At 67.9% G+C, this 26,628-nt stretch carries 28 protein-coding genes; 16 read left to right on the top strand and 12 right to left on the bottom strand.

Annotated features, from left to right (window positions below):
- Positions 1-35: 35 nt before the first annotated feature.
- Positions 36-815: an FCD domain-containing protein gene (locus BLU38_RS22965; protein WP_172836204.1), complete on the top strand. Its 780-nt coding sequence runs from the start codon at positions 36-38 to the stop codon at positions 813-815.
- A 216-nt stretch (positions 816-1,031) separates the two neighbouring features.
- Positions 1,032-1,766 carry a DUF4386 domain-containing protein gene (locus BLU38_RS22960; RefSeq protein WP_091527751.1) on the top strand — a complete coding sequence of 245 codons (735 nt, stop codon included), beginning with the start codon at positions 1,032-1,034 and terminating at the stop codon, positions 1,764-1,766.
- Between the two features lie 19 nt (positions 1,767-1,785).
- Here the strand turns inward: BLU38_RS22960 and BLU38_RS22955 are convergent, their stop codons facing one another.
- Complete coding sequence (locus BLU38_RS22955; RefSeq protein WP_091527748.1) at positions 1,786-2,403, bottom strand: hypothetical protein; 618 nt, start codon at positions 2,401-2,403, stop codon at positions 1,786-1,788.
- A gap of 101 nt (positions 2,404-2,504) precedes the next feature.
- Here BLU38_RS22955 and BLU38_RS22950 point away from each other — a divergent pair, with 101 nt between their 5' ends.
- The 5 genes from BLU38_RS22950 (at position 2,505) to BLU38_RS22930 (ending at position 9,032) form a co-directional block, all read left to right on the top strand.
- Positions 2,505-3,068 (top strand): TetR/AcrR family transcriptional regulator, encoded by a 564-nt coding sequence (locus BLU38_RS22950; protein WP_091527746.1) that lies wholly within the window; start codon positions 2,505-2,507, stop codon positions 3,066-3,068.
- A 179-nt stretch (positions 3,069-3,247) separates the two neighbouring features.
- Positions 3,248-4,627 (top strand): ammonium transporter, encoded by a 1,380-nt coding sequence (locus tag BLU38_RS22945; protein ID WP_091527744.1) that lies wholly within the window; start codon positions 3,248-3,250, stop codon positions 4,625-4,627.
- Complete coding sequence (locus BLU38_RS22940) at positions 4,624-4,962, top strand: P-II family nitrogen regulator (RefSeq protein WP_091527742.1); 339 nt, start codon at positions 4,624-4,626, stop codon at positions 4,960-4,962. Before BLU38_RS22945 ends, BLU38_RS22940 begins: the two co-directional genes overlap by 4 nt.
- Positions 4,896-7,307, top strand: a complete 2,412-nt coding sequence (locus BLU38_RS22935; RefSeq protein ID WP_197680269.1) for a [protein-PII] uridylyltransferase — start codon at positions 4,896-4,898, stop codon at positions 7,305-7,307. Before BLU38_RS22940 ends, BLU38_RS22935 begins: the two co-directional genes overlap by 67 nt.
- A gap of 114 nt (positions 7,308-7,421) precedes the next feature.
- Positions 7,422-9,032, top strand: a complete 1,611-nt coding sequence (locus tag BLU38_RS22930; RefSeq protein WP_091527736.1) for a hypothetical protein — start codon at positions 7,422-7,424, stop codon at positions 9,030-9,032.
- A 71-nt stretch (positions 9,033-9,103) separates the two neighbouring features.
- On the opposite strand, the gene BLU38_RS22925 is transcribed toward BLU38_RS22930, so the two are convergent.
- Entirely contained in the window at positions 9,104-9,994 is an 891-nt protein-coding gene (locus BLU38_RS22925; RefSeq protein ID WP_231919996.1) for a class I SAM-dependent methyltransferase, read from the bottom strand.
- 70 nt (positions 9,995-10,064) lie between these two features.
- On the opposite strand from BLU38_RS22925, the gene BLU38_RS22920 reads away from it, so the two are divergent.
- From BLU38_RS22920 to BLU38_RS22910, 3 genes are read left to right on the top strand one after another with little or no spacing between them, the layout of a single operon-like run.
- Positions 10,065-10,919 (top strand): HIT family protein, encoded by an 855-nt coding sequence (locus BLU38_RS22920; protein WP_091527733.1) that lies wholly within the window; start codon positions 10,065-10,067, stop codon positions 10,917-10,919.
- Positions 10,920-10,975: 56 nt separating this feature from the next.
- Positions 10,976-12,073: a glycoside hydrolase family 172 protein gene (locus BLU38_RS22915; RefSeq protein WP_091527731.1), complete on the top strand. Its 1,098-nt coding sequence runs from the start codon at positions 10,976-10,978 to the stop codon at positions 12,071-12,073.
- 56 nt (positions 12,074-12,129) lie between these two features.
- Positions 12,130-12,474, top strand: a complete 345-nt coding sequence (locus tag BLU38_RS22910; RefSeq protein WP_091532990.1) for a cupin domain-containing protein — start codon at positions 12,130-12,132, stop codon at positions 12,472-12,474.
- Positions 12,475-12,480: 6 nt separating this feature from the next.
- On the opposite strand, the gene BLU38_RS22905 is transcribed toward BLU38_RS22910, so the two are convergent.
- The gene (locus BLU38_RS22905; protein WP_091527728.1) at positions 12,481-13,503 is read right to left on the bottom strand and encodes a carbohydrate kinase family protein; all 1,023 of its coding nucleotides are present in this window, start codon (positions 13,501-13,503) and stop codon (positions 12,481-12,483) included.
- Between the two features lie 26 nt (positions 13,504-13,529).
- Positions 13,530-14,639: a DUF4192 domain-containing protein gene (locus BLU38_RS22900; protein WP_172836203.1), complete on the bottom strand. Its 1,110-nt coding sequence runs from the start codon at positions 14,637-14,639 to the stop codon at positions 13,530-13,532.
- 165 nt (positions 14,640-14,804) lie between these two features.
- Between BLU38_RS22900 and BLU38_RS22895 the strand changes: the two genes are divergently transcribed.
- From BLU38_RS22895 to BLU38_RS22885, 3 genes are all read left to right on the top strand, one after another.
- On the top strand, positions 14,805-15,479 hold the full coding sequence (locus tag BLU38_RS22895) for a DUF4352 domain-containing protein (protein ID WP_157683634.1): 675 nt from the start codon (positions 14,805-14,807) through the stop codon (positions 15,477-15,479).
- Between the two features lie 63 nt (positions 15,480-15,542).
- Positions 15,543-16,898, top strand: a complete 1,356-nt coding sequence (locus tag BLU38_RS22890; protein WP_091527721.1) for an MFS transporter — start codon at positions 15,543-15,545, stop codon at positions 16,896-16,898.
- Positions 16,899-16,966: 68 nt separating this feature from the next.
- Complete coding sequence (locus BLU38_RS22885) at positions 16,967-17,950, top strand: DUF4432 family protein (RefSeq protein WP_091527718.1); 984 nt, start codon at positions 16,967-16,969, stop codon at positions 17,948-17,950.
- Positions 17,951-17,959: 9 nt separating this feature from the next.
- On the opposite strand, the gene crcB is transcribed toward BLU38_RS22885, so the two are convergent.
- Both crcB and BLU38_RS22875 read right to left on the bottom strand, forming a co-directional pair.
- A complete protein-coding gene (crcB, locus tag BLU38_RS22880; RefSeq protein WP_172836202.1) occupies positions 17,960-18,334 on the bottom strand; it encodes a fluoride efflux transporter CrcB in 375 nt (124 codons plus the stop codon).
- A complete protein-coding gene (locus BLU38_RS22875; RefSeq protein WP_091527716.1) occupies positions 18,331-18,765 on the bottom strand; it encodes a fluoride efflux transporter FluC in 435 nt (144 codons plus the stop codon). The genes crcB and BLU38_RS22875 overlap by 4 nt, the downstream gene beginning before the upstream one ends.
- A 183-nt stretch (positions 18,766-18,948) precedes the next feature.
- On the opposite strand from BLU38_RS22875, the gene BLU38_RS22870 reads away from it, so the two are divergent.
- Complete coding sequence (locus BLU38_RS22870) at positions 18,949-19,335, top strand: VOC family protein (protein ID WP_091527713.1); 387 nt, start codon at positions 18,949-18,951, stop codon at positions 19,333-19,335.
- 8 nt (positions 19,336-19,343) lie between these two features.
- The gene (locus BLU38_RS22865; RefSeq protein WP_157683633.1) at positions 19,344-19,892 is read left to right on the top strand and encodes a nucleoside/nucleotide kinase family protein; all 549 of its coding nucleotides are present in this window, start codon (positions 19,344-19,346) and stop codon (positions 19,890-19,892) included.
- Here the strand turns inward: BLU38_RS22865 and BLU38_RS22860 are convergent.
- Positions 19,873-20,298, bottom strand: coding sequence for a hypothetical protein (locus tag BLU38_RS22860; protein WP_091527707.1), 426 nt, complete (start codon positions 20,296-20,298; stop codon positions 19,873-19,875). The genes BLU38_RS22865 and BLU38_RS22860 overlap by 20 nt on opposite strands.
- A gap of 37 nt (positions 20,299-20,335) precedes the next feature.
- On the opposite strand from BLU38_RS22860, the gene BLU38_RS22855 reads away from it, so the two are divergent.
- A complete protein-coding gene (locus tag BLU38_RS22855; protein WP_157683632.1) occupies positions 20,336-21,487 on the top strand; it encodes a phosphotransferase in 1,152 nt (383 codons plus the stop codon).
- Here BLU38_RS22855 and BLU38_RS22850 read toward each other — a convergent pair.
- The 5 genes from BLU38_RS22850 to BLU38_RS22830 form a co-directional block, all read right to left on the bottom strand.
- Complete coding sequence (locus BLU38_RS22850) at positions 21,463-21,945, bottom strand: hypothetical protein (RefSeq protein ID WP_091527702.1); 483 nt, start codon at positions 21,943-21,945, stop codon at positions 21,463-21,465. The genes BLU38_RS22855 and BLU38_RS22850 overlap by 25 nt on opposite strands.
- 66 nt (positions 21,946-22,011) lie before the next feature.
- Complete coding sequence (locus tag BLU38_RS22845) at positions 22,012-23,229, bottom strand: Gfo/Idh/MocA family protein (protein ID WP_091532986.1); 1,218 nt, start codon at positions 23,227-23,229, stop codon at positions 22,012-22,014.
- A gap of 71 nt (positions 23,230-23,300) precedes the next feature.
- Positions 23,301-24,323: a Gfo/Idh/MocA family protein gene (locus BLU38_RS22840; protein ID WP_091527700.1), complete on the bottom strand. Its 1,023-nt coding sequence runs from the start codon at positions 24,321-24,323 to the stop codon at positions 23,301-23,303.
- A complete protein-coding gene (locus tag BLU38_RS22835) occupies positions 24,320-25,357 on the bottom strand; it encodes a Gfo/Idh/MocA family protein (protein ID WP_231919995.1) in 1,038 nt (345 codons plus the stop codon). The genes BLU38_RS22840 and BLU38_RS22835 overlap by 4 nt, the downstream gene beginning before the upstream one ends.
- Positions 25,354-26,538, bottom strand: a complete 1,185-nt coding sequence (locus tag BLU38_RS22830) for an ROK family transcriptional regulator (protein ID WP_091527697.1) — start codon at positions 26,536-26,538, stop codon at positions 25,354-25,356. Before BLU38_RS22830 ends, BLU38_RS22835 begins: the two co-directional genes overlap by 4 nt.
- Positions 26,539-26,628 lie beyond the last annotated feature (90 nt).

Raw genomic sequence — 26,628 nt, 5'->3', positions numbered from 1 at the left:
AGAGTGACGAACGTTCGTCCTCTATGCTTGGTGCCGTGACTCCGCGATCCGACCTCACTTCGGCGGTTCTTGCCGTGATCGGCGCCGGCCAGGGCCCGATCGGCGCCCGGGACATCCGCCGGGCACTGGCCGAACAGGGGCTCTCGGTCTCCGAGGCGACGATCAGCCGGAAGCTCCGCGACCTCGACGGCCGGCAGCTGACCACGCCCGTCGAGCGCAAGGGCCGGGTGCTGGGCGCCGCGGGCCGGCAACTGCTGCGGTCCAGCCTGCGGCGACAGGAGCAGTCGGAGATGCTGAGCCGTCTGGACCGGGTGCATACCGTCACCGACGTCATCCACCTGCTTCGCGCGCGGCGGATCATCGAGCCCGAAGCCGTACGAGGCGGTGCGGCCGGGGTGGACCAGGCCGCAGTGCGGCGGTTGACCCGGATGGTTGCCGACCACGACACGGCGTTGGCCGGAGACGGAGACGAGATCCCTCGGGCCCTGGTGCTGGACTTCCACCGGACGATCACCTCCTTCACCGACAATCCGGTGATCGCGACGATGGCCGGGATCGCGCTCGCTCCCGGTCTCGACCACGTCGAGGCGATGCTCGACGTCATTCTGCAGACCCGCCACATCAGCCGAGCCAGTGTTGCCGAGCACGCCCGGATCTGCGAGTACTTCGTCGCCGGCGACGCCGACGCGGCCGCCGAGGCGATGCAAGATCATCTTGATCGACTGACGGACGAGACGATCGCCTTCACCAGCAGCCATGGCGAGGAACTGGCGAACCGACTGCTGGCGGCCGAACGGTCCCGACACGAGGCGTGACCTTCGCCTCTATCCGCACCCGACAACCGCTGGCAACCTGAGCTTGTGCCCATGTGTTCGGCCATGATCGGCATCATGATCAGCGGATGCGGATCCTCGATTCCTCAGACGATCAGCTATACCGACAACCATCGTCGTCTTTCCTGACGCCCGGAGCCCCCGGCGGAACGTCGCCCGCGCATCAGTGATGCGCACCGATCCACCGTGAGGGGCCGCATGACCACCATCGCCCGCAGGACGGCATCACAACCTGCCGCCACGAACAATCTGAGACGGACCGCCCTGACCGCCGGCGTGTTCTACGTGATCACCTTCGCCTCGATACCCACCCTGGCGCTGTACGGGCCGATCCATGATGCGGACTACATCGCAGGCACGGGATCGGCGAACGCGGTCGTCGCCGGCGGGGTCCTCGAGGTGATCGTGGCTCTTGCCGGAATCGGCACCGCCGTCGCGCTGTATCCGGTGATCAAAAGACAGGGCGAAGCCCGCGCACTCGGCCTCGTCGGCTCACGGGTGCTGGAGGCCGCCGCGATCTTCGTCGGCGTCGCGAGCCTGCTGACGATCATCGAACTGCGCCGATCGGGAATCGGTGCCGACGGGTTGATCATCGGTCGGGCCCTGATCGGCTTCTACGACTCGATCTTCATCATCAGCCAGGGCTTCATTCCGGCCGTCAATGCCCTGCTGCTCGGTTCGCTGCTGTATCAGTCACGGCTGGTGCCCCGCTCGCTTCCGGTCCTCGGATTCGTCGGAGCGACCGCGATCGTCATCTCCGATGCCGGCGTGCTGTTCGACCTGTGGGACAGGCTCTCCGTGGTGCCGGCGATCGCCACCGTCCCGATCGCCGTCTGGGAGTTCTCCCTCGGGGTGTACCTGATCGCCAAGGGTTTCAGGCCGACCCCGCTGACAGCAGAAATGACGGCGCCGGACGGTTCCTCGCACACGTGACGATTGTCCGAACAGCACCTCACGCGGCGCCGAGAACGAGTGGCATCAGGAGGTGGATCTCGGCGACCTCATAGATCGCGCCGATCACGAACAGGACGAGCGCCGGCAGCCAGGTCCACCCCAGGGCGCGCAAGCCGGCCAGGTAGCCCTGCCGGTGTGTCGGCGCCCCGACCGCTACCGGGCGGATCCACGCCCGACCGAGCAGCCACACTCCGAAGATCACCCACACGTAGGCCTGGAACTCGATCAGGAGCGTCAGCGAGTGCGGGATCAGTGTCAGCGCGCCGACCCGGTCGACGGGCGCGAGGATGATGCCCATGTCGATCGTCTTGATCCCGAAGACGACCAGCCCTGCGAATGGGATCACCAGTGACGGCAGGACGATCAGCAGCACCGCCGTGCGCAGCACGTTGACCACGAGGATGGTCCCGGTGAACAGCAACGGATCGCGGAACACCGCGAGCAGCAGATCACCTTGCGACCTGGTGAACCCGTCCGCTCGCGCCGCGTGCAGTTCGGGGAAGAGCATCCCGATCGCCATCCCGAGAAGCACGGCACCGTAGACGCAGGCATTGATGACGAGGTAGGCCCGACGGTGGGTGCGAATCAACTGGCAGGGCTTCGTACGACCGCTCATGATTTGTGTCCGTTCGAGGTCTCGAGGGTGTGGCTCGGAGACACTATTCAACCATTTTGGTCGGTTTTCTACCAACCTGGTCGGGGAGATAGCATCGGGCCATGCCGCGCCAGACGAGGGACCAGGTCGACGCCGAGATCTTGGACCGTGCCTGTGGACTGTTCGCCCGGCAGGGTGTCGCCAGGACCTCGTTGCAACAGGTCGCCGACGAGGTCGGATACTCCAAGGCCGGGCTGTTGCACCACTTCCCCAGCAAGGAAGCGATCGCCGAGGCGGCGATCGCCGCAGCGGGCCGGACCAATACCGAGCTCGTCGAGCGAGCGGCCCAGGTCCCACCCGGCATCGAACGGGATGCACTGCTCATCGAGGCGCTGGTCGAGAACGCCTTCCGCTGGCCCGGGACCGCCGCATTCCTGAGCTCCGCGGCCTCGGCCGATCCGGCGTCGGCGCCACCGGCACTGGTGCAGGCCGGACTGGACCTGATCGAGGCATTCGGGCTCGGGAGCGGGCGGGCCGATGACCCGCGGCCGGTGCAGGTGATCAGCGCCTGCGCCGGTATCCAGGTGGCAACCGAAGCGGCCGTACGGTCTCAGAAGACCCACGCCTGGCGGCCGCACATCATCGCCACCGCGATGGCTGCCCTCGGCCACCGCCCGGCGAGCTGATGCCCGGGGTCCCTGACGGGCCCGTCACGCGAACGTCACCTGGCACGCGGCTTTGAAACATCGGTGTAATACGACGGACCAGCCCTGCAACAACCGTCCAGCAGAGTGAACGACAACCTCGATGAGCCTTCCAGCGGCCCATCGTTCCGGCAAGGTTCCGTTCACCGAAGGACACGCGTATGACTGTCTTGGAAGTCAATTCGGGCGACACCGCCTGGATCCTGACCTCGGCTGCCCTGGTGTTGTTGATGACACCCGGACTGGCCCTGTTCTACGGCGGCATGGTGCGCGCCAAGACCGTGCTCAACATGATGATGATGAGCTTCGGCGCGCTCTGCCTGATCGCCGTCACCTGGGTGCTGTACGGCTACTCGATCGCGTTCGGCAACGACGTCGGCGGCGGCCTGCTCGGCAACCCCTTCGAATACCTCGGCCTGCACGGCCTGATGGCCGACACCGGTGATTCGCTGCCGGTGATGGCCTTCGTCGGTTTCCAGGCGGTCTTCGCGATCATCACCGTCGCCCTGATCTCCGGGGCCATCGCTGACCGGGCGAAATTCGGCACCTGGATGATCTTCGCCCTGATCTGGTCGACCATCGTCTACTTCCCGGTCGCGCACTGGGTCTTCGACTTCACCGTGACCGACGATGCCGGCAAGGTGCTGCACGCCGGCGGCTGGATCGCCAACAGCCTGAAGGCGGTCGACTTCGCCGGCGGCACCGCGGTGCACATCAATGCCGGTGCCGCCGGCCTGGCCCTGGCTCTGGTGCTGGGCAAGCGGATCGGCTGGCGGCGAGACCCGATGCGACCGCACAACCTGCCGCTGGTGATGCTCGGCGCAGGCCTGCTGTGGTTCGGCTGGTTCGGCTTCAACGCCGGTTCGGCGCTGCAGGCCGGCAACAGTGCGGCAGTGGTCTGGGTCAACACCTTGACCGCAACCGGAGCCGCCGCTCTCGGCTGGCTGCTGGTGGAACGCATCCGGGACAAGCACGCCACCTCACTCGGCGCCGCCTCCGGCGTCGTCGCGGGCCTGGTCGCGATCACTCCGTCCTGCTCCGCGGTCAGCCCGATCGGCGCGATCCTGCTCGGCGCCATCGCCGGTGTGCTCTGCGCGCTGGCCGTCGGCTTGAAGTACAAGCTCGGTTTCGACGACTCGCTCGATGTCGTCGGCGTACACCTGGTCGGCGGCCTGTGGGGCACGATCGCCGTCGGCTTCTTCGCCACCAAGGCGGCGCCGGCACAGGTCGCCGGACTCTTCTACGGCGGCGGATTCGATCAGCTCTGGCGGCAGGTCGTCGGCGCGGTGTCGGTGTTGGTGTTCAGCTTCGTGCTGACCTACGTGATCGCCACGATCCTGAACAAGACGATCGGCTTCCGGGTCAGTGAGGACACCGAACGCAGCGGGGTCGACGAGATCGAACACGCCGAGTCGGCGTACGATCTGGCCAATCTGGGTGGAGGTCTGCGCGCCTTCTCGACCGGTCCGGCGCCGAGCCGGCCGCCGGAGGACGACAACTCGGGTAGCAGCAAGTCCCATGATCAGGAGGTGACGGCATGAAGCTGGTGACCGCGATCATCAAGCCCCACATGTTGGACGAAGTGAAGACCGCTCTCGAAGCATTCGGCATCGAAGGTATGACGGTCAGCGAGGCCAGCGGCTTCGGCCGCCAGCGTGGCCACACCGAGGTGTACCGCGGCGCGGAGTACACCGTCGACCTGGTGCCGAAGCTCCGACTTGAGGTGCTGGTCGACGACGGCGACGCGAGTGACATCGTCGACGTGTTGGTCAAGAGCGCACGGACCGGCCGCATCGGTGACGGCAAGGTCTGGACCACCGGGGTGGACGAGGTCGTACGCGTCCGCACCGGGGAGCGCGGGCTGGACGCGCTCTGACGCGCAACCTGACCACCGAGCGCCTCAACGTCGCGATCCGGTCCTCCTGGGATACCCAGGCGGGGCCGGATCGTCGGCGTTGGGTCACCGACGTCGTGGAGACAGCCCTGGTCCAGCTGTACGCCTCCGCCGGCGGACCGGACACCGGTGTCGCCCTGGCCAGTGTCGGCAGCCTGGCCCGCCGCGAGCTCGGCCCACAGTCCGATGTTGATCTTGTACTGCTGCACGACGGTCGGCGATCCGACCTGAACGCGATTGCGGAGCGACTCTGGTATCCGTTGTGGGACTCGGGAGTACGGCTCGACCACTCGGTCCGCACACCCGCGGAGTGCACCGAGGTCGCCGGCAAGGAGCTGACCGCCGGCGTCGGCCTGTTGGACCTCCGGGTGATCGCCGGCGACGCTGCGATGACCGCAGCGGCACGGACCAGCCTGCTCGATGCCTGGCGCGGCGGTGCCCGGAAGCGGATCGAGGAGTTGATCACCGCGATCACCGATCGCGCCGACAGCTTCGGCGACGCCGCCTACCTGCTGGAACCGGATCTGAAAGAATGCCGGGGCGGCTTCCGGGACATGACGATGCTGCGGGCACTGGCGGCGACTTGGCTCACCGACCGACCGCACGACAGCGTCCGGGCGCCGTACTCCTTCCTGCTCGACGTCCGCGATGCGTTGCACGTGACCAGTGGTCGCAACCTGGATCGCTTGCTGGCAAGCGAAGCCGCCGATGTCGCCGACCGGCTGGGTGTCGAGTCCACCGATGCGCTGCATCGGCAGGTGTCACTGGCCGCGCGCCGGATCGGACACGCGGTCGACCTGACCGTGCGGGCCGCACGACAGGTGGTGCCGGCCCGACGCGTGATCAGCTTCGCCCGGCGGCAGCGACGGCCGGTGCTGGACCGCGCACCGCACGGTCTGATCGTGCACGGCGGTGAGGTGAGCCTGGATCGATCGACGCCGCCGAGCGGTCCGCTGATCGGATTGCGTGCCGGCGCGCTGGCGGCACAGCGCGGGCTGGTGCTGTCCCCTGTCACCGCCGAGCATCTCGGCAGTTTCGCCCCACCGCTGACGGAGCCCTGGCCGTCCGAGGCCCTGGAGGCACTGCTGGAGATGTTGTCGTCGGGGCGTTCCCTGCCGCCGGTGTGGGAGGCGTTGGAACTGAACGGTTGCATCACCCGGTGGATCCCGTCCTGGGATCTGATCAGGGCTGAACCCCAGCACAACCCGATCCATCGACACACCGTGGACCGGCATTCGGTGCAGACCGCGGTGGAGGCACAGCGATTCCTCAGCTCCGTCGATCGACCGGACATCCTGCTGCTGGCCTGCCTGCTGCACGACATCGGCAAGGGGCTGCGGGGGCAGGGTGTCGCCGGAGTCGATCATGCTGCCGGCGGCGCCCCGAAGGCCCGCGAGATCGTGCTGGCGATGGGCGTGTCCGAGGTCGACGCCGATCTGATCGAGCTGTTGGTCCGCGAACATCTGACACTCGCCGAGTTGGCGACGCGTCGTGATCATGCCGATCCGGCCACCGTCGACGCGCTGGTGGCCGCGGTCAACGGACGGGCCGAGACGCTGCGACTGCTGCTCGCGCTGACCGAGGCGGACGCCCGGGCCGCCGGCCCCAATGCCTGGTCGCCGTGGCGGGCTCAGTTGATCACTGCGCTGGCCGAGCGGGTGATGTTGCAGTTGGAGGGCGAGGAGGTGCCCGACGACGTCCGCTCCGAGCTCGGCGTCGGACTGGCCCGCTCAGTGTTGCTGGACGGACGGCCACGGATCAGGATCGAGCAGCAGGCCGGTGGCTGGGCATTGATCATCGCCTGCCGGGACCGGCTCGGGCTCTTCTCCGACACCGCCGGGTTGTTGGCCGCGCACCAGGTGACGGTGCGATCGGCCCTGGTCAGCACCGTCGACCGGATCGCGGTGAACACCTGGCGGGTGGATGCGGCGTCACCGGTCGACCTGCCCGACCCCGCCTACCTGACCGGCGAACTGCAGCGGCTCGGTGATCATGATCAACGGGTCCTGGCCCCGATCCGGCGGCGCGAGTCGCGGCCCCGGCATCATGATCACCCGCCCTATGTGCAGCTGTTCACCGGCGCCAGCCGCACCGCGGCGGTGATCGAGGTCCGGGTCGCCGACCGCAGCGGACTGCTGTACGCCCTCGGTGCAGCCCTGGCCGATGCGAGGCTGTCCATCCGGTCGGCGCACGTCACCACCCTCGCCGGGCAGGCGATCGACACCTTCTACGTCACCGAACCCGACGACACCTTGCCGTCGCAGGACCGTCGCGCCGAGGCGGTCCGGATCCTCACCCGAGCCGCGACCGGCCCGGTCGCAGAATAGCAGCGGTGAACGGGACGTCGGTCCCAGCGAGGAGATCGATCAACGCCGAAGTCTCTTGTGACGTTGGGATCCTGGCCGATCAAGACTGTCAGTGGCCACGTCTAGTGTGAAGACATGATCGATGGCAGCGGGCTGATGCAAACGGCCCAGAAGGCGGCGGGTCTCGACCCGTCCTGCCTGGCCACCGACCAACTCCTGCACCAAGTCACCGCCATCGACTGGCTCGTCCGCGCCACCACCAACGCCAAACTCTGCCTCGCAGCCGCCTTCGCCGACCGCTTCCCCACCGACAGCATCGCCGCCCACCAGCTGGCCATCCCTGGCGGCGACCGGCCCATCCGACCCGGCGGGGACGGCACACCCGCGCTGACCCGGTTCTGCGTCACCGACCTCGCCGCCACCCTGCACAAATCCACCGGCACCGCGGAGCGAATCATCGCCGACGCCCTCGACCTGCGCCACCGTCTTCCCTGCCTGTGGCATCGACTCTGCAACAACGAAGTCGACGCCCTGGACTGTCAGACCATCGCCCGCCAAACCCGGCACCTGAGCCTGGAGCAGGCCCTGGAGGTCGACCGGTCGATCGCGCCGATGGTCGGACGCTGGTCCTGGAACAAACTGCTCGCCCAACTCGAAGCCACGATCATCCGCGTCGACGCCGAAAACATCAAGAAGCTCGCCGAAGAAGCCGGCAAGGAGGTCGGCGTCTTCATCAACCAGAGCAACGAACACGGCATCAAAGGCATCTACATCCTCACCGACACACCAGCCGGCATCCGGTTCTACGCCCAAGTCAGCCGGATCGCCGACATCCTCGCCCGCCGCGGACACACCGGCACCAAGAACGAACGCATGGCCGCCGCCATCGACGTCCTGGCCAACCCCCTCGACGCGGTCCGGATGATCGCCGAAGACACCGAACCCACCCTCTTCGACCCCGACGCCGACGACGACTCCCTCTTCCCCAAGCCGGCGACCTGTGACGCCGACACCTGCGAAACCAGCGCATTCCCGCCCGCAGCCGCGGCCGCGGCGTCCGGCGTGGATGATGATCACGACTCCGAGGACGAGCCGCCACCCGACCCCCTGGATGACGACGGCACCACCGACCGCTTCCCCCGCGTTGATCAAGACCGCCGGCTCGCCGAGCTCGCCCTTCGCGCCATCAGCAAGATCGATCCCGCGAAGTTCCGACCCAACGCCACGCTCTACGTCCACATCGCCAAAGAAACCCTCGACACCGGACTCGGCGTCACCCGGGTCGAAGACATCGGCCCCATGATCAGCAGCCTCGTCGCCGACTGGCTCGGCCACTGCAACATCACCCTCAAACCCGTCATCGACCTGACGGTGGATATGACACCGGTGGATTCCTACGAGATCCCACGGGCGATGCGAGAACGCATGTTCCTGAAATATCCCGGCAGCATGTTCCCCTTCTCCGGAGCGGTCGGGCGTCACCTTGACCTTGACCACAACATCCCGTTCGTCGAAGGGCTCCCGGCACAGACCCGGGAGGACAACCTCTCCCCCAACGGTCGCCGGGAACACAACGTGATCACCCACGGACTGTGGAAACGCCGACGACCCGAGCCCGGAACGTTCTTGTTCCGGGCGCCGGAAGGCAGAGTGTTTCTGGTCGACGCGACCGGCAGCCATGACCTCGGTTGTGGACAGTTCGCCCAACACCTCTGGAAATCCGCCGCGCCCACACCTCGACACTGATCCACGGAGCCGATCTGCTGCCGCAGAGCGTGGCTATGAGTTCATGCTTGCTCTCGATGGCCGCCGCCGCGCTACTGCCCCACTCGCTCGGCTGCGACGAATCGCTCGATCTCCATCGCCTGCAGTCGGCGGCCGGCCGGTGCGAAGTAGCGTTCGGCGTAGTCCTCGGGTCCGATGTCCTCGGCGGCGGTCCAGCCGAATTCTGCCAGTAGCGGGGTTACGTCGGCCGGTTCCAGGCCGAAATGCCAGATCGGGTTCTTGGCCACGAAGCGTCGATACAGACTGTCGGCGCCGTGCAGATCGGTTCCCTGGATGAGGGACCGCAGGATATAGGTGAAGATCAGCCGGCTGCCCGGTGCGGCCGACGCCAACGCGGTCAGGGTGGCCCGCACCGCAGGCTGGGTCAGATACTGGGTCACGCCTTCCCAGACGAACATCGCCGGCGCCGCCGGATCGAAGCCGGCGCCGGTCAACGTCTCGATCAGGTCGTCGGCCTCGAAGTCGATCGGGACCAGATGCAGACCGGCCGGCAGTCGACCGAGTGCGGCTTCCAGCCGGGAGCGCTTGGCCGCCGAATTGCGGGGCAGGTCGACCTCGTAGGAGGCGACCTGGTTCGGATCTGGCAGACGTGCCGCGCGGGTGTCGAGTCCGGCGCCGAGCACCACGAGTTGGCCGATACCGGCCCCGGTCGCGGCGGTGACGGCGTCGTCGGCATAGCGCTTGCGGGCCAGGAAACCACCCCACGATCCGGGCATGATCCGCTCGGTGGTGTTGATCAAGAGGTGTCGCAGCGGCGCCGGCCGGAGTGCGCGGACCAGAATGCGCTGGGCAGCCGGCAGCATCCGCGCCGCCAACGGGTCGTCGACGATCCGATGGTCGCGGTCCTCGTACTGCTCCAGAGCGACGATCAGCATCGGTCCCTGCGCCGTCTGTTGGACTTGTCGCATCGCGTCGTCAGCCACGACTCGATCATCGTCCTCCGCATCGTCAAGATCAACCGGAATGAACCACCCGATCCCGTAGGGTCGACAGATGCCGACAGCGCTGTGGAGCAGCACCTACTGGCAGGTCGCACTGCCCGACCGGCCGCTGACGACGGCGCACCTGGTGATCATGGCGACCGCACCGGAGATGGCGCTGGGATCGGTTTCGGCAGCCGAATTGATCACTGCCTATCGCCGGACACGCTCTGCGCTGTGGACGGTCGGCGGTTGTCAGGGCTTTCAGATCAACTTCGCCGTCGGGTGGTCCCCCACCCCGGGTGCGGTCGGTGAGCCCGACCCGCTCGCAGGTCATGATCGGGTGATCCACGTCTTCGGCAGGGGTGGCTCGGATCACACCTCCCCCGCCCGGGCGATGGCCCTGCCACCAGCGGAACGTCGGTATGCAGCATCCGACCCGGCGCGAACGGAATCGCTGGCGGCGGCGCTGGCGGCGCCGGTCGAGATCGACGTGCCGGCACCGCCGGATACCGAATGCGACGGTTGCGCCGGTGCCGTGCTGACCGACCAGGAACGCTGGCGGCGCGACGGGGTCCGGGTGATCCGTCCGCATCGGGTGATGATCGACTCCCAGGTCCTGCTGCTCCCGCTGCGACACGTGCCCAGCATCGGCGACCTGACCCCCGCCGAGATCGTGGCGCTGTCCACCGAGTTGGCTGAGGTGCGGGAACAGTTCGCACTCGCCTCCGGGACGACCGGCCTGAGCTGTTTCGGCAACGACGGCACCGCCGCACGGCAGGAGACCCCACACGTCCATCTGCATGTCTTCGGCCGATCTCGCGACGAGCAGGAGAATCCGTTCGCCTTGCTGGCTGCTCGACTGCCCGCGGAGGAGGTCTCCCGTGCCGCTCGGCGAGACGGCGGTGGGCCACCCGACGCAAGTTGATCAACGCCCAACCACCATGATGGGTCGCAGCAATGCTCCTGCGATGAAGGGTTGTCATGCTCGATCTGTGGAACGATCCCGGCCTTGCCGGCGGCGTACGGAGCCGGTCGATCAATGCCGAGAATCCCGACGGTGCGCCAGGTTCGGCGGCGACGGCGGCTTCGGCTCTGGGGCCCGGCCGGAAGGGATCTGCGTGCCTGCCGTTGGCGGCCGGCCAGACGCTGACTCTGGCCCGGATCGACGGGCCGGGCGTCATCCGGCACATCTGGATCACCGTCCCGGACCGTACCTCGGCGGGGCCGTTCGTGCTCCGCGATCTGATCTTGAAAATGTACTGGGACGACGAGGAGCACCCCTCGGTGGAGGTGCCGTTGGGCGACTTCTTCTGCAACGGCTTCGGCACCCGGGCACTGGTCACCTCGATTCCGATCGTGGTCGCCCCGACCGGCGGGATGAACTGCTACTTCACGATGCCGTTCCGCAGTTCTGCGCGGATCGAACTGGTCAGCGAGCACGCCGGCGACGTGGCCGCGGTGTTCTACCAGATCGACTACACCGTCGGCGACGAGATCGGTGGCCGGGCACCGTACTTCCATGCCCAGTGGCGCCGGTCCGATGCCGACACCGAGGCCGGCGAGGATCATGTGATCGTCGACGGGATCACTGGCAGCGGTCGCTATCTCGGCAGTTACATCGCGCTGGCTTCGCTGCAACGCTTCTGGTGGGGCGAGGGCGAGGTCAAGTTCTTCATCGACGGCGACGACGAACATCCGACCCTGTGCAGCACCGGCTTGGAGGACTACGCCGGCGGCGCCTGGGCCTTCCAGGACGAACTGCGCAACGATCCGGAGCCGACGGTGATCAACTTCTCCGCGCCCTACTGCGGCTACCCCTTCACCAGCAGTGCCGACCGGACCAAGGCCTCACCGTTCGCCACCGCGACCGCGCCGATGCACGGGCTCTACCGCTGGCATCTGCCGGACCCGATCTACTTCGCCGAATCGCTGCGGGTCACCCTGCAGCAGATCGGCGCCTGGGACCACGGACTGTTCGAACGGGTGGACGACATCTCCAGTACCGCCTACTGGTATCAGACCGAGCCACACCAGGTGTTTCCCGATCTGCCCGGCCGGACCCAGCGCACACCCCGCTGATCGTGAGAGTCTGGCTGCAGCCGGACGAACCGGACGCGTACGCAGATGGGAGCACCATGCAGAAGCTGTCCCTTCAAGCCCTGGCCCGAGAGCTGACCGCCGACGCGGGACGCCGTACCGCATCGCGCGCAGCCCGGACGGTCTTCGGTGGCCACGAGCACGCCTTGCGGCAGACCGTGATCGCGCTGGCTGCCGATGCCGCACTGGACGAACACGAGAATCCCGGCGAGGCCACCGTCCTGGTGCTCTCGGGCAAGGTCGAACTCCGGGTCGGCGACGACAGCTGGCGCGGCGCCCAGGGAGACCTGCTGATCGTCCCGGACGCGCCGCATTCGCTGCACGCGTCGGAGGACTCCGCCGTCCTGCTCACCGCCGTGCCGCGGGGCCAGCTCCGCGACTGACGGTGATCATCGCAGGAACGCGTCGACCTCCGCCGCGGTCGGCGGCTGCGCGCCCTGCCGTGAGCAGACGATGGACGCGGCCGCGGCACCCCTGCGCAAGGCGTCGGGCAGCTCGGCGCCGAGCCGCAGGTGGCCGTCCAGGAAGCCGGCCATGAAGGTGTCGCCGGCGCCGACGGTGTCGACGACCTCGGTCGGGAAACCGGGCACCTCGACCCAGTCCGCCGCCGGCGCGAGCGCTGCCGCGCCACCCTCACCACGGGTGATCACGACCATCTTCAGCCCGTACGTCTGCAGCCACCGTTCGGCGACCTGACGCCAGGCGCCGGACACGGTCTCGGCCGCCCCGCCGGCATCGATCCGACCGCCGGGGCTGCTCAACCGTTCGGGCGGCACCGTCGGCACGGCCAGTGCGCGAGCCAGGAACTCGACGTCCTCGTCGCTGGCCTTGACGATGCCGTTGCCGCCCAACGCCTGCAGCCACGGCTCGATCCGACGCCAGTACTCGTCGGGGTCGCTGATCACCGAGGACCGTACGTTGATGTCGATCGAGATCGGTGCCTCGACCCGGCGAACCCACTCCAGCAACACGTCGGCACCCGGCCGGACGACCAGCGCCAGCGACCCCAGATGCAGCCAGTCCTGTGCGTTCAGGGTCGGCAGCTCCTCGGCCCGCCAGTCGAAGTTGGCCGTCTGGTCGAAGTGGAACGCATAGGACGCCTTGCCCTGCTCGTCGAGGCTGACCACCGCCAACGAGGTGAACTGCTCGCTGGTCACGGCAAGATCCAGTCCGACCCCGGCCTTGTCCATGTGGCCGGTCAGCTGCCGGCCGAATTCGTCGGTGGACACCCGCCCCAGGAAGTGACTGTCGGCCCCGAGCATCGCCAGGGCGACGGAGGTGTTCATCGGGCCACCGGCCGACAGGGCCTGCCAGCCGCTGGAGAAGGTGTCGCCCGGCGCATCCTCGTCCCTGACCAGATCGATCAAGGTCTCGCCACACACCACGAACCGTCGCCCAGGGTCAGCCGTCATGACGACAATCTATCGATCCGGTCAGCTCAGGCTGCACCCCGCTTGGGCCGACGTCCGGTCCGACGATGCGGACCGATCGCCGTCGGCCGGGCATCGGTCCCCGTCCCGGCGCCGATCACGTCGTCGTCGATCGCCCCCGCCACGCCGCTGCGGATCGACTCCCAGAAGGTCGGCGGGAGTGCCCGGTCGTTGATGTCGTCCAGAATGTCGATCAGGCTGTAGTTGGTGTCGAGCTGACGAGCACGCTCGATGCAGCAGACCTGCAGGGTGCCCTGCCCGGAGATCCAGGCGGCCATCCCCAGCATCCCCAACGCGGGCACGTCCAGCGGGGAGACGGCATGCGACACCACCTGCTGCCACAGCTCGACGTGGACCCAGGCGTCCTGCCGGCGCATCAGCGCCCACGCCTCGTCCCGGACCGGGACATCGACGATCAGGCAGGCCAACCGGACCAGCTCACGCTCGGTCGGCTGCACCGCCAACCCCTCCAGTCGGCGACGTACGTGAGCCGACACCCAGCCGGCGATCTCACGTCGCCGCTCGTCCTGGGAACGGGCGAACACGTCCTCGATCACCTGCTCGGTCAGGGCCGAGAGCTCCGGCCGGCGCTCGGCCGGCGGCCCCTGGACGAGCTCGGCGATCGCCGCACGATCGGTCTGCCGACTCATCCCCTGGAAGACGGCCTCGGCAGCCAGTCGGTTGGTGTCCAACCGATAGGGAATGCCTTCGGGTGGGCAGCAGTCGGCGTTGCAGATCCGCGACCATCGTCGCTGTCCGTCGGTGTAGATCGCGTCGATCACGCCGACCGTCTGCAGCCGGTCGATCATCGGCAACAGCAACCGATCCGCCCGTGCAGCCTCGTCGCTGTAGGCGACCAACAGCACCCCACTGGCGTGATTGTTCGTCGCGATCTCGGCCAGCCGGTCCGAGACGAGGTCCGGGTCCTCCGCCAGGTCCACCCGGACGCAGACCGCGATCACCTTGTCGCAGACGGCGGCCATCACCAACGATTCGCTCGGTTGGTAGCCGAGCAGGAACGGCAGCACTGCCAGCAGGTCGTCGGGATCCTCGGCCTTCAGCCGGCGCGGCTCCGCTCCGGAGTTCCCCGGATCGGGCGGCGGTGGTGCGGTGGGCATCGGTGAAGTCGTCATATGGTGATCTACCCGAAAAAGGACAGAGCTGGCCAAGCCTGTGGACAATGCTCGGAGATGGTGCGCCGCATCGTCCGGGTTGTGGATAACTCGGGTCGCCCGACGACGGCACGGCGTCGGACGACTCCGCGGGGTTGTATTTTGGAGCTGATGAGTTCCCAACCGCCTGAGCTCGGACCGACCCGCCGCGGCCCCGAGTTCGTGCGACCGTCGGCCGACGGTTCGCAGCAGCCCGGCCCCGGCCGGCCGTTCGTCGGTCCCGGCGCGCCGTACGGGAACGGTCGGCAGCCCGGCGGGCCACAACCCGAACGCCCGCCGAACAGCCGGCTCCCGTTGGTCATCACCATCGGGGTGATCGCCCTGGTCGCCGTCATCGTGCTGGTCGCCAGCCTGCGTCCCGATCCCGCTGTCCAGCGCGAGACCGGCAACGTCCCGCCGACTCCGACCACCAGCGCGGCGCCGCAGGACACCTCGACATCGATCGGTTTCACCTCCAGCGAAGGCAGCGGCCGGTTGAGCCTGCTGTCCCATCGCTGGACCGGTCAGGGTGCCGCCAACGGGGCCTATCTGCAGCTCGAGGTGAAGATCGAGGCCACCGACGGCCGGCTCAGCTTCGGACCGCAGTACTTCCAGACCTTCGACTCCAGGAGTGACCTCTACCAGTCGACCGAGGTCGGAGCCCGCCCGCCGCTGCTGGGCAACGGCTATCTGCGAGCGGGTGAGACCGTCGACGGCGGGATCGCCTTCGACATGCCTCGCGGTGAGGTCACCCTGCTGATGAGCAATGCGAGGCTGGAGTCGGTCACCGCGCTGCGCATCTCCTGACCGCCCATCGGCAGTTGCCGACTCGTATCACCGTAGGGAATAGTCACGTCCGATAGTCGACCGATGGATCTCGACGGAGAGGCGTACTCGATGACCGAGCAGGAACCTCGCGTGTCCGAGCAGCAGCAGGGTCCGCTGCAGGCCGGTCTGAACCCCGGCTCCCGATCGATCATTCCGCGCGGTCACGGTCTGAGCTGGGCGACCCTGGTGATCACCACCCTGGCGATCCTGATGACCTCGGTCGACGCCGGGATCCTTCCCGCCGTGTTGCCGGCGATCAAGGACGACTTCTCGCTGAACAACGCCCAGGCCGGCTGGATCAACTCGGTATTCTTCGGCGGCACCTTGGTCGGCGCGGTCGCCTTCGGCCTGCTGTCGGACCGGATCGGGACCGGCTACCGCCGCAGCTGGACCTGGAACATCGCCATGTTGATCGGCATCATCGGCGGTGCCCTCACCTTCGGCTTCGCCGGCAGCTTCATCGCCTTCTTCCTGTTGCGGATCCCGATGGGGATCAGCCGGGGCGGATCGGAGACGGTCAATGTCGCCCTGGTCAGCGAATGGTGGCCCAAGGAGCACCGCGGATTCGCCGTCGGCGTGCACCACACCGGCTTCCCGCTCGGCCAGTTCCTGACCGGTGCGTTGATCGCGGTGGTGTTGGATGCCGCTGGCTGGCGGGAGGCGTTCCTGATCATCCCGCTGCTCGGAATCCCGATCATCATCGGACAGATCTTCGTCGGCACCCGGCGTAACCAGGAACGGGTCTATGAGTGGATCGACCTGCACAAGCTGACCCGGCCGCTGCCCGAGCTGACCACCAGCACCCGGACCAGCATGGAGCCGATCAAGGCAGCACTGACCAACCGGAACGTGCTGATGTCGGTGGTCCTGATGTTCCTGTTCCTGTGGTGCGAGGCGGGCTCGACCACCTTCCTGACGACCCAGCTCGTCGGGCACGGCGTCAGCCAGTCCCAGGCCGCACTGATCGCCGGCGCCTCCGGCCTGACCGGCTGGATCGGTCAGGTCGTCTGGGGCACCTGGTCGGACCGGTCCGGCCGCAAGTTCGCGATGCGGTTCCTGATCATCGGCTGGGTGCTGTCGCTGCTGGCGATGATCTTCATCACCGGCGCAACGAGCGGATGGATCGTGCTGATCTTCTGGGGATTGTTCCGCAACGCGCCGTTCCCGGTCACCTATGCGCTGCTGATCGACTCGCTGCCCAAGTACGCCGGCTCGGCCATGGGCATCATGATCGGCATCGCGTTCGCGCTGTCCGGACTGCTCGCGACACCGGTCTCCGGCTTCATCATCGATCACTTCGGCTTCACCGCCCAGTACGTCTTCCTGGCCGCGATCTGCCTGATCGGCCTGATCCCGCTGGCCCGGATCACCGAATCGGTCCGGGTGCATCACGCCTGACGCGGCCGATTGCGTAGGCTCTGCACGGGCCACGCCCCGGTGAGGGCGCACGAAGTGGAGGACGATCGATGACGGAGCAGCAGTTGGTGTCCCGCCGTGGATGGCAGGCGGTCAGGCTGACCTCGGACAGCCTCGCGGTCGAGGTGGTGCCCGGTTTCGGCGGGACGATCTGCTCGATCCGGCGACTCGAGGACGACCTGGAGCTGCTGCACCAGAGCCCGTGGGGACTGCCTCCGCACGGGTCGATCACGCTGGGTGGGACGGCGGAGGTGCTGCGCCACGACCTCGATCCGGGTGGCTGGCAGACACTGTTCCCCAACGGTGGTGATACCGCGACCGTGAACGGCGCCGAGCAGGGATTCGACGGTGAGGCCCGGATCGCCCATTTCGACATCGAGCAGACCCCGGACTCCCCCGCCGGGACGCTACGACTACGCACTCGGCTTCGACGCAGCCCGTTCGAGCTCACCAAGATCATCACCGTCGACGGCCCGGCGGTCACGGTCACCGAGACCGTGCGCAATGTCGGGCTCGGGGAACGCGAGGTGATGTGGGGCAACCGGATCCAGCTCGGCACCCCGTTGGTCGGTCCGGACACCGAGGTGGAAGCACCGGCCGGGCTGGTCCATCCCGATGCCACTCACCTGTACGACGTCGACTACGACGACGTCAACCCGTGGCCACGGACCCCGGGCTCGTCGTCCATGATCAACTTGCGATTCCTGCCGGAGCCGGGCTCGGAGAATCGGGTCGCCTACCTGACCGACCTGGCCGAGGGGACGGCGACCGTCAGCAACCCGACGGCCCGGTGTGCGGTCACCCTGGAATGGGACGTCGAGCAGTTGCCGCACTGCTGGTACGAACTGGAAGCCGGCGAGACCGATGATCATCCCTGGTTCGGTCGCGGCTACTTCCTGACGCTGACTCCGAGCAGCAGTTGGCCCGCCCACGGTCTGCACGACGCCCGCCGGATCTCCTCCAGCACGGTGACCTTGGACACCGACGAGGAACGCACAGCCGCGGTCACGCTGCGGGTCGGCCGCCCCGGCTGATCCGCCGGTTCAGCCGAGCACACCACCGAGCAGGAATCCCACCAGGGCAAGGATTGTCGCCAGCACGACCGTTCCGAGACCGTACCCGACCGCGGACCGGAAGCGCCGCTCCTGGAGTAACCGTACGGTCTCCACCGACGCCGAGCTGAAGGTCGTGTAGCCACCGAGGAAACCGCTCCCCAACACCGTCTGCAGGTGCGGCGACAGTCCGCTGCCGACGAGACCCGCGAGAAGTCCGAGCAGCAGCGATCCACTCAGATTGATGATCATGGTCCCGGCCGGGAAAGCACCCGTCGTCCGGTGCCGGATCAGCCCGTCCAGCACGAATCGGGTGATCGCGCCGAAGCCGCCGGCGAGAGCTACCAGCAGCGTGCTGATGATCATGGGCGCCGGCCTGTCCGGCGGTGCAACCGGCCCGCGATCACGATGCCGACAGCAGCGGCGACCACGCCGAGCAGCACGCTACCCAGCGCATAGCCGATCATGAGCAGTGGCTGTCCCGCACGAAGAAAGGCAGCAGCGTCGAGGGCGAGGGTGCTGTAGGTGGTGAACCCGCCGAGCACGCCGGTGCCCAGCAACAACCGCAGCATCCGCCGCGGGCCGACATCCGGACCACGGCAGGCCCACGCCTCCAACAGCACACCGAGCAACAATGCACCGCCCAGATTGATGAGGAAGGTCGCCGACGGCGCAGACAGCACCGGTGCGGCCGACTCGGTGATGACGTACCGGGCAGCAGCTCCGAATGCTCCGCCGGCTCCGACGATCACCAGATAGCTCGGGCGCAGATGCGGTGGGATGGTGCGGGATTCCATGATCAACTCCTCTGACGGCGCAGCCGACCACTGCCGTCCGCGCGGCAGCGTCCAACAGGTATCCGGTCAGGAGCCATCAGCGACATTGCGGTTCGGGCCGTCCGTCGCGGCCCCGGCGGGGTCCATCACCGACGCACATCATAGCGGTAGGTATCGCCGAGGCCCGGCTTCTACACTGCTGCCGTGCCCCTCGAACTGGTCAGCCTGATCGTCGACGACTACGACCGCGCCATCGAATTCTGCACCGAGGTCCTCGACTTCGAGGTCGTCGCCGATGAGCCGGCGCTGACGACCGACGGGCGCAGCAAACGCTGGGTGGTGGTCCGACCTGCCGACGGTGGCACCGGGCTGGTGTTGGCTCGCGCCGACGGCAACAGTCAGAGCGCGGCGATGGGCCGACAGTTCGCCGGTCGCGTCGGTCTGTTCCTGCGGGTCTCGGATTTCGACGCGTCGTTGGCGCGGATAAGCTCAGCGGGCTGCGAGATCGTCCGCCCACCGCGATCGGAGTCCTACGGACGAGTCGCGGTCTTCGGTGATCCGTGGGGCAATCTGTGGGACCTGCTGGGATGATCGTCTGCGTGATGGGCCCGTCGGGCGCCGGCAAGTCGACGTTGGCCAAACGGCTGGAAGAGTCCCGGCCCGACCTGTTCGCCCGGGTGCCGGTGGACTTCTTCTTCGTGCCGCGCGGCGACGAGGTATCGGTCGCGGAGTATCTGTCCGCAGCTTTCGGCTACGACTGGGATGCCGTCGATCGGGTCCTGACCTGTTCCGGCGAGGAACGCAGCACACCGGACTGCGATTTCGAGAGCTTCCGGTGGCGAGCTCCGTACGGGGGTCTCCCGGTGGCCGAGGCACCCGTGCTGGTGCTGGACGGGATGCGGCCGCATCCGCGCTGCGATCTGTTGATCATGCTCGAGCTCGACAGCGTGACCCAGACCGAGCGGTTGACCGCTCGTGACCGCCGTTGGGGCACCGCCGTCGCCGACCGCCGCGCTCATCTCGCTGCGACGTTCTCCCAGGGCTGCCGCGAACTGCCCCGCGAGCCGGACCTGAGGTTGGACGCCGCGGCCACGGTCGAGGACAACCTCGGGGCGATCGTCGGATTGGTCAGCCGAGCCCGTCGGTGACGGCGATCGCGTCGAAGAGATGGTCCGGCAGCACCCGGACGGAGATCGACGATCGACCGGTGACGCTCGCCTTCAGCAGTCGGTGGATGCCGTCCAAGATCACCAACCGACCGTCGGAGCGCCGATAGCCGTCCAGCGCAAACCCGAGATCGGCAGCCTGGGTCCGTTCCCACTGCTGCCGATGAGTCACCGGGTCGGTGGCCACCTCCGCCGGACTGACCCGGAACGGCTCCCCGTCCACGGCCCAGAACGGCAGGGCGAGGTGCCAATCCAGATCGGCGATCGGGACGACGCTGGTCGGCAACGCGAGCGCGTGCAGCCGGTCGGCGTCCCAGTGGAAATCGAGAATGATGCCATGCAGCTGCGCCGGCAGTTGATCGAGCAGTGGGAACGGAGCACGACTCATCAGGGCATCATGCCCGATCGGCGGTAACGTGCCGACGGTGCCCGTTCACCCGCTCACCGATGACGGTCGTGATCTGATCATTGCCGCCCTGTCCCGAATCGCCGGCCGCCCGATCGCCGTCATCGACCAGCAGCACGTCGGTCACGATCACGCGCCGGTGACGCGGCTCCGTCTCGACCAGGACCTGGCCGGAGTCGGTGACAGCGTGATGATCAAGACCCGTCGCACCGACGGTGCCGGGCACGGCGGTCCGCCGTTCCTTCGTCGCGAGGCTGCCGGGCTGCTGACCGCGGCCGACAGCGGCGTCACACCGCGGCTGCTGCATTTCGACGATCGTGCCGGGCTGGCGATCCAGACCGATGTCGGGACCTGGCCCACCTTGCAGGAGCTCTTGCTGGGCAGCGATCCCGACGCCGCCGCCGCGGGCATGATCGCGACCGGCGAAGCTCTCGGTCGGCTGCACGCCACGACCATCGATCGGGAGGACGAGCACCGCCGGACGCTGCAGGGCTTTGCCGCCGATACCGATTCCGATGCCGGCTACGTGCACACCGGCGAGCACTGGCAGCAGCTCGAAGCCGCCTGTCGTGATCTTGATCTGCCGGCCGCCGAGCCGGCGCGTGCCGAAGCGCTCGCCCTGTTCGCCCGCGCCGCGGATCCGCAGCCCGGCACTCTGATCCATGTCGATCCCAATCCGACCAACGTCCTGATCACCGCCGACGGCGCCCGGCTGGTCGACTTCGAGGGCTGCCGATTCGGCCATCCGGGGATCGACGCTGCGTTCCTGATCTACCCGTTCCCCCATCACAGTCACCCGTGGGGTCTGCTGCCCGGACCACTGGTCGACGAGGTCGAGGACAGCTATCGCCGGACCTTGGCGGCTGCCGGCACGGACCGGATGCTGGCCGACGACACCGGCATGCTCACCGACGGCGCGGCGATCACCCTGATCGGGCGGGTCCGCAGGCTCCGGCTGATCGCGGCGTCCGGTCAGCAGCCGCTGGAGAGTTGGCGCCGACGTGGTCAGGTCGTCCAACAGGTCGCGACCTTCGCCCGGCTGGCCGAGCGATCCCGTACGCTGCCGGAGCTGACCGAGTGGCTGACTCGACTGGCCGCGGCGATGGTCCGACGTTGGCCGGATGCGACCGATCCCCCGGCGCCGCTCTACCCGGCATTCGACAGCCGCTGAACGCGCCGGACGCGGCGGCTGCCGAGGAATCCGCAGACGGCTGCGGTCGCGAGCGCCGCAATACCCAGCAGCCAGACGAGCGCGCCGGCCACCGGCTCACCACGTTCCATGCCCCCGGTCGGGCGGCCCTGATCGTCGACTCCGCCCCAGATCAGGGTCGGCGGATCGGTGATCAGCTGGGCCCCGAGTGCCACCAGCGCGATGGTGACGAGCACCGCCACAACCGACCACCAGGTGAGCGAGCGCAGCAGCCACACCGTCACCGCGCAGCCAAGGATGCCGATCCAGGCGAGCACGAACGGCAGTTCGATCCCAGCCAGGTCGAACGGATCACCACCGAGGCTGGTGACCACGATCCTCGGCCCGTGGCCGTTGCCGCTGTCCAGGACGGGCAGCGCCAGGGTGATCAGCCACGCCACGACGGTGATCAGCGGAAGAAACCGGGCGATGTTGATCACCCGGACACGATAACGGCCGGCCGGGTCTGTCTGCGCTCGGCAAAGCAGACCGCGGCCGGCTCGAGATCACCAGTTCGGGTTGTCCGGCCCGTCGCCGAAGTCAGGGACGGCGATCCGGGCGCCACCCTGTTGCGCCGACTCGTACGCCGCGACGCCCGGCAGGGTGAAGCGAGCGGCCTTCCAGGCGTTGACCGGCGGCTGCGTCTTGGTGGTCACCGCACGGGCGAAGTCGTCGGCCAGGAAGTGGTGCGATCCCTCGTGCCCGTTGTGTGCACCCTCGAACTCCTTCGGCAACCGGCTGCGGTCCTGCACCCTCGCGTTACCGGAGGCGAAGCTCTGCATCAGCGCCGGGTCGACGTCGCCGAAGCCCTCCGGAAGCTGCTTACTGCGGGTGACGAACTCCTCGCTGATGTCGAGGGTCTTGCCCTTGGCGTAGTTCTCACCCTCGGTCTTGACGCTGTACGTCGCTCCGTGGCCGGACTGCTCCATCACGGCCTCGGTCCCGTAGAACCGGAACCGCGACTCGTGCCCGTTCCAGTAGCCGACCCGGCGGAACTCGTTGGTCCGCATGGTGCCGCCGTCAGCCAGCTCGAACAGTGCGGTCATGTTGGAGAATTCGTTGCCCCACAAGGAAACGTCCTTGTCGAACACCCCGTCGCCGCGGTCGTCCTTGATGCCGATGCAACTGACGCTGGTCGCGTACGACGGCACCGCTCCGAGCACGCCGCCGACGGCGTGGGTCGGGTACAGCATCGGCGGGTAGCTGGCGGTCTTCTTCCAGTCGTCACCGCCGCTGTACTGATAGGCGGCGTAGAACCCGTTGTCCATGTCGTGGACGTAATCGCCCTCGGAGTAGAACACCCGGCCGAGCTCGCCCTCGGCGATCTTGCCCCGGGCCCAGACCACGGCCGGGTTGTAGTAGCTGGTCTCGCCCATCATGTAGATCAGGCCGGTCTCCTCGACCTTCTTCACGATGGCGCCGATCTCCTCGGCGCTGATCGCCATCGGCACGGCCGAGTACACGTTCTTGCCGGCCTCCAGCGCCTGCAACACCAACGGACCATGGGTCCACCGCTGGGTCAGGATCGCGACCGAGTCGATGTCGGACTCCAGCGCGTCCTCGAAGGTGTCGAACGTCCCGGCGAGGTTGTACTTCTCCGCGTGCTCCTTGGCCCTCTCCGGCACGACGTCACAGGCATACACCTCCTCGACGTCGGGATGCAGCTGCCACAACGAGATGAAGCTGCGAGCAAATTGTCCTGTACCGATCACACCGATCTTCATGGAGATCATCCTCTCAGGGTCGCGACCCCGGCGGGCAAGTACCGTCCCACCCGCCGGGATCGCTGCCGGTATCAGAGGTTGACGGTCTTCCCGGTCCGGACCGACTCGTAGGCGGCCTGCACGATCCGTACGGTGCGCAGGCCGGAACGGCCGTCGGGATGCGGCGCCCGCTGCTCCGCGATCGAGTCCAGGAATTCGTTGATCAACGCCTGGTCGGCACTGACCCCGTACGGGAACCAGACGCCGTTCCTGGTCTTCTCCGACTGACCGCCGACCCGAGCGTTGAACGCGTCCATGTCGGCGATCCCGTCCGAGCCGATCAGCTGCAGGGTCAGCCCGCCCCAGGTCGGGTAGGAGTCCGGCTTGGACCAGCTGCAGTCGATGGTGGCGACCACGCCATTGCGATAGCCGATGGACACCAGACCGCTGGTCTCCACCTCGACCTCGTCGGCATGCAGGATCTTGTTGCTGGTGGCGTAGACGGTCTCCACCTCCTCGCCGTCGAACAGGCTGTCCAGCAGGTCGGCGACGTGCACGGTGTGGTCGGTGATCGAACCGCCACCGGCCAACTCCTTGTCGGCGAACCACTTCCGGACCCCGATCGGCAGCTGGCCGTTGTTGGTGCCGAGCACGGATCTGACCGTTCCGACCACGCCGGCGTCGTAGGCGGCCTTCAGGTCGGCGAAGGCAGTGGAGAATCGCACCGGGTGCGCGATCATCAGGTTGACCCCGGCCCGTTCGCAGGCCGCGACCATCGCCTCGGCATCGGCCACCGAGGTCGCCAGCGGCTTCTCACACAGCGCATGGGCGCCGTGCGCCGCGGCCGCTTCGACCAACGGCCGGTGCCGGGAGTTCTCCGAGCAGATGATCACCGCGTCCGGACCCCAGTCCCAGACCGCGTCGTAGTCGTCGACGTAGGTGACCCCCATCTGCTGGGCAAGTTCCGGCCCGCCGCTCTCCCCCTCCGGCCGGGTCGCATGATCGGGATCGGTGGCCACCAGCTCGATGTCGGATCGTGCCGACAGCGCCTGCAGGTAGGACATCGCGTGCAGATGCGCGAAGGAGAGTACGGCGATCTTCAGCGGTGTGGTCATGCGGAGACTCCTGTCCGGGTGGCACCTGTGATGTTGGGGTCGCCGACCGCGACCGGTTGCCCGGTCCGCAGCGAGTCGATCGCGGCCTCGGCGATCAGGATGGCGGCAAGGCCGTCCTCGGCAGCCACCCGGGGCGCCGGCCCGCCGGCGAAGGCCCGGGCGAACTCACCGATCTCGGTGCTGAACGGGCTGACCCCGTGCACAGCGGGCAACAGTCCGGTCCCTTCCTCACTGCGTGCCCCGCCGTCGATGACGACCGGCTTGTACTGGGTGGAGTCGTGGGTCAGCAGGCCGCCGGTACCGGCGACCTCGAAAGTGGTCCGGAACGCGGTGCCCTGACGCGCCCAGGTGCCGCCGACGTAGGAGATCGCACCGTCGACGTGGGTCAGCACGACCTGTGCGCTGATCACCGCATCCAGACCGTCGCCGGTCGCGGTCTGCCGAGCGAAAGCGGTCCGCACCTCGCCGGCGTTCCAGCGGGCGAAGTCAAGATCATGGATCATCTGATCCAGGATGATGCCGCCGGACTGTTCCTCGTCGGCGTACCACGCCTTCACCGGCCGCGAGCCGGTGCGGGTGAAACGCTGGACCGCGATCGTGCCCACCGTGCCGGCCGCGACCTCGCGATGCATCGTTTCGTACTCGCTGAAGAACCGGACCACATGCCCGGGATACAGCTGGACACCGGCTGCCGCACAGGCGTCGATGGCTGCCCGGGCATCGGCGGAGGTACGGCCCAGCGGCTTCTCGCTGACGACGTGTTTGCCGGCTGCGGCCGCCGCCTCGATGTATTCGCGGTGGAACGGCGTCGGGGTGCAGACGTCGACGATGTCGACCCGGCCGAGCAACTCGTCCAACGAATCGACCGGTGTGCCGCCGATCTCGGCGGCGATCTCCGAGGCGCCCTCGAGGGAGTAGATGATCACCTCCGCTCCGTGCTCGAGCCAGGCCGGCAGGTGCGCGTGCGCGATGCCGCCGGCACCGATCATGCCGACCCGCAGCGGCTGCGCCGCGGGCGGAAGGTTCTGGGTCACGGTCTCTCCTCAACTTGCCGATTCGTGGTGTCGTACTGGTCTTCGGGTACCGCAGATGCGGTTGTCGGCACCGAGATGATCGACCCGAACAGCGGGTCGTTCTCGGCGGCCATCAGTTGGGCCTGTCGGACGCCGCCGAGCGCGACGGCGGTGTCACCGAGCGTTGAAGCGACCACCGGGGTACGGCGCTGCGCCGGCTCGAGATGATCATGAACTCCGGCGATGATCTGCTCACCGGCGGCCGACAGCCCGCCACCGATCACCACCAACTCGGGGTCCAGCACGGTGATCAGGAAGCGGAGGGTGCGGGCCAGCTCGGCGCAGAAGCGTCGCACCCGTTCGACGCCGTCCTGATCTCCGGCGCGCGCGGCGGCGAAGACCTCGGCGACCCTGGTGCTGTCGGCGGTCTGCTCCCCGAGCAGCACCTGCGGGGTGTCGAAGAACAGTTCCGGGACCGAGCCGACCTCACCGGCCTCGCCGTGCCGTCCGGTCAGCACACTGCGGTTGATCATGATCGCCGCCCGGGTCCGGCGACCGGCCAGGATGTAGATCACGTCCCGACACATCCGAGCCGCTCCGAGCCATTGTTCGGCCAGTGCCGCCAGGTTGGCGTCGTTGCCGATCGCGATCGGCACGTCGACCCAGTCCCGGATCGCACCCGCAACGTCGAAGCCACTCCACTGCGGCACCACCACCGAACGGGTGATCCGGCCGGTGCTGTCGACGACACCGGGCACGCCGACAGCGATCGCCCGCAACTGCCCGACCGGGATCGGGACGGCTGCCGCCGCCTCGGTCACCGTCCGGCGCAACAGCGACAACAGGTCAGGCCCGGCGATCTCCGCCGGCACCTCGGCCCGCCGCTCGACCCGGACGGCGCCGGTCAGGTCGGCGATGCTGACCAGGATCTTGTGTCGTCCGACATCCACCCCGGCGAGGAAGCCGGCATCGGCGTTGATCAGATAGCTGCGCGCCGGTCGGCCGGCACCCGTGCGGCCGACCCGATCCGGTTCCTCCGCCAGGACCAGCCCGTCGGCGAGCAGGCTGCCGACGATCGCGTCCAGGGTCGGCCGGGACAATCCGGTCAACGCGCGCAGCTCGGAAACGCTGGCGGCCCCCTGGCCGGACAGCGCCCGCAGAACGGCGGCCGTATTGGCCTGCCGATGAAGATCATGCGACATCGGAGAATATGCTAACCAGTTTTACATAATTACGGCAAGGGTCTGCGCCCTTCCGGTCAGGTGATTCGCCGGAGTCGCCGACCGCCTTCG

The sequence above is a fragment of the Microlunatus soli genome, assembly GCF_900105385.1.
In the GTDB taxonomy this organism is placed as follows: Bacteria; Actinomycetota; Actinomycetes; order Propionibacteriales; family Propionibacteriaceae; genus Microlunatus; species Microlunatus soli.
This window is presented reverse-complemented; position numbering and strand designations above follow the sequence as displayed.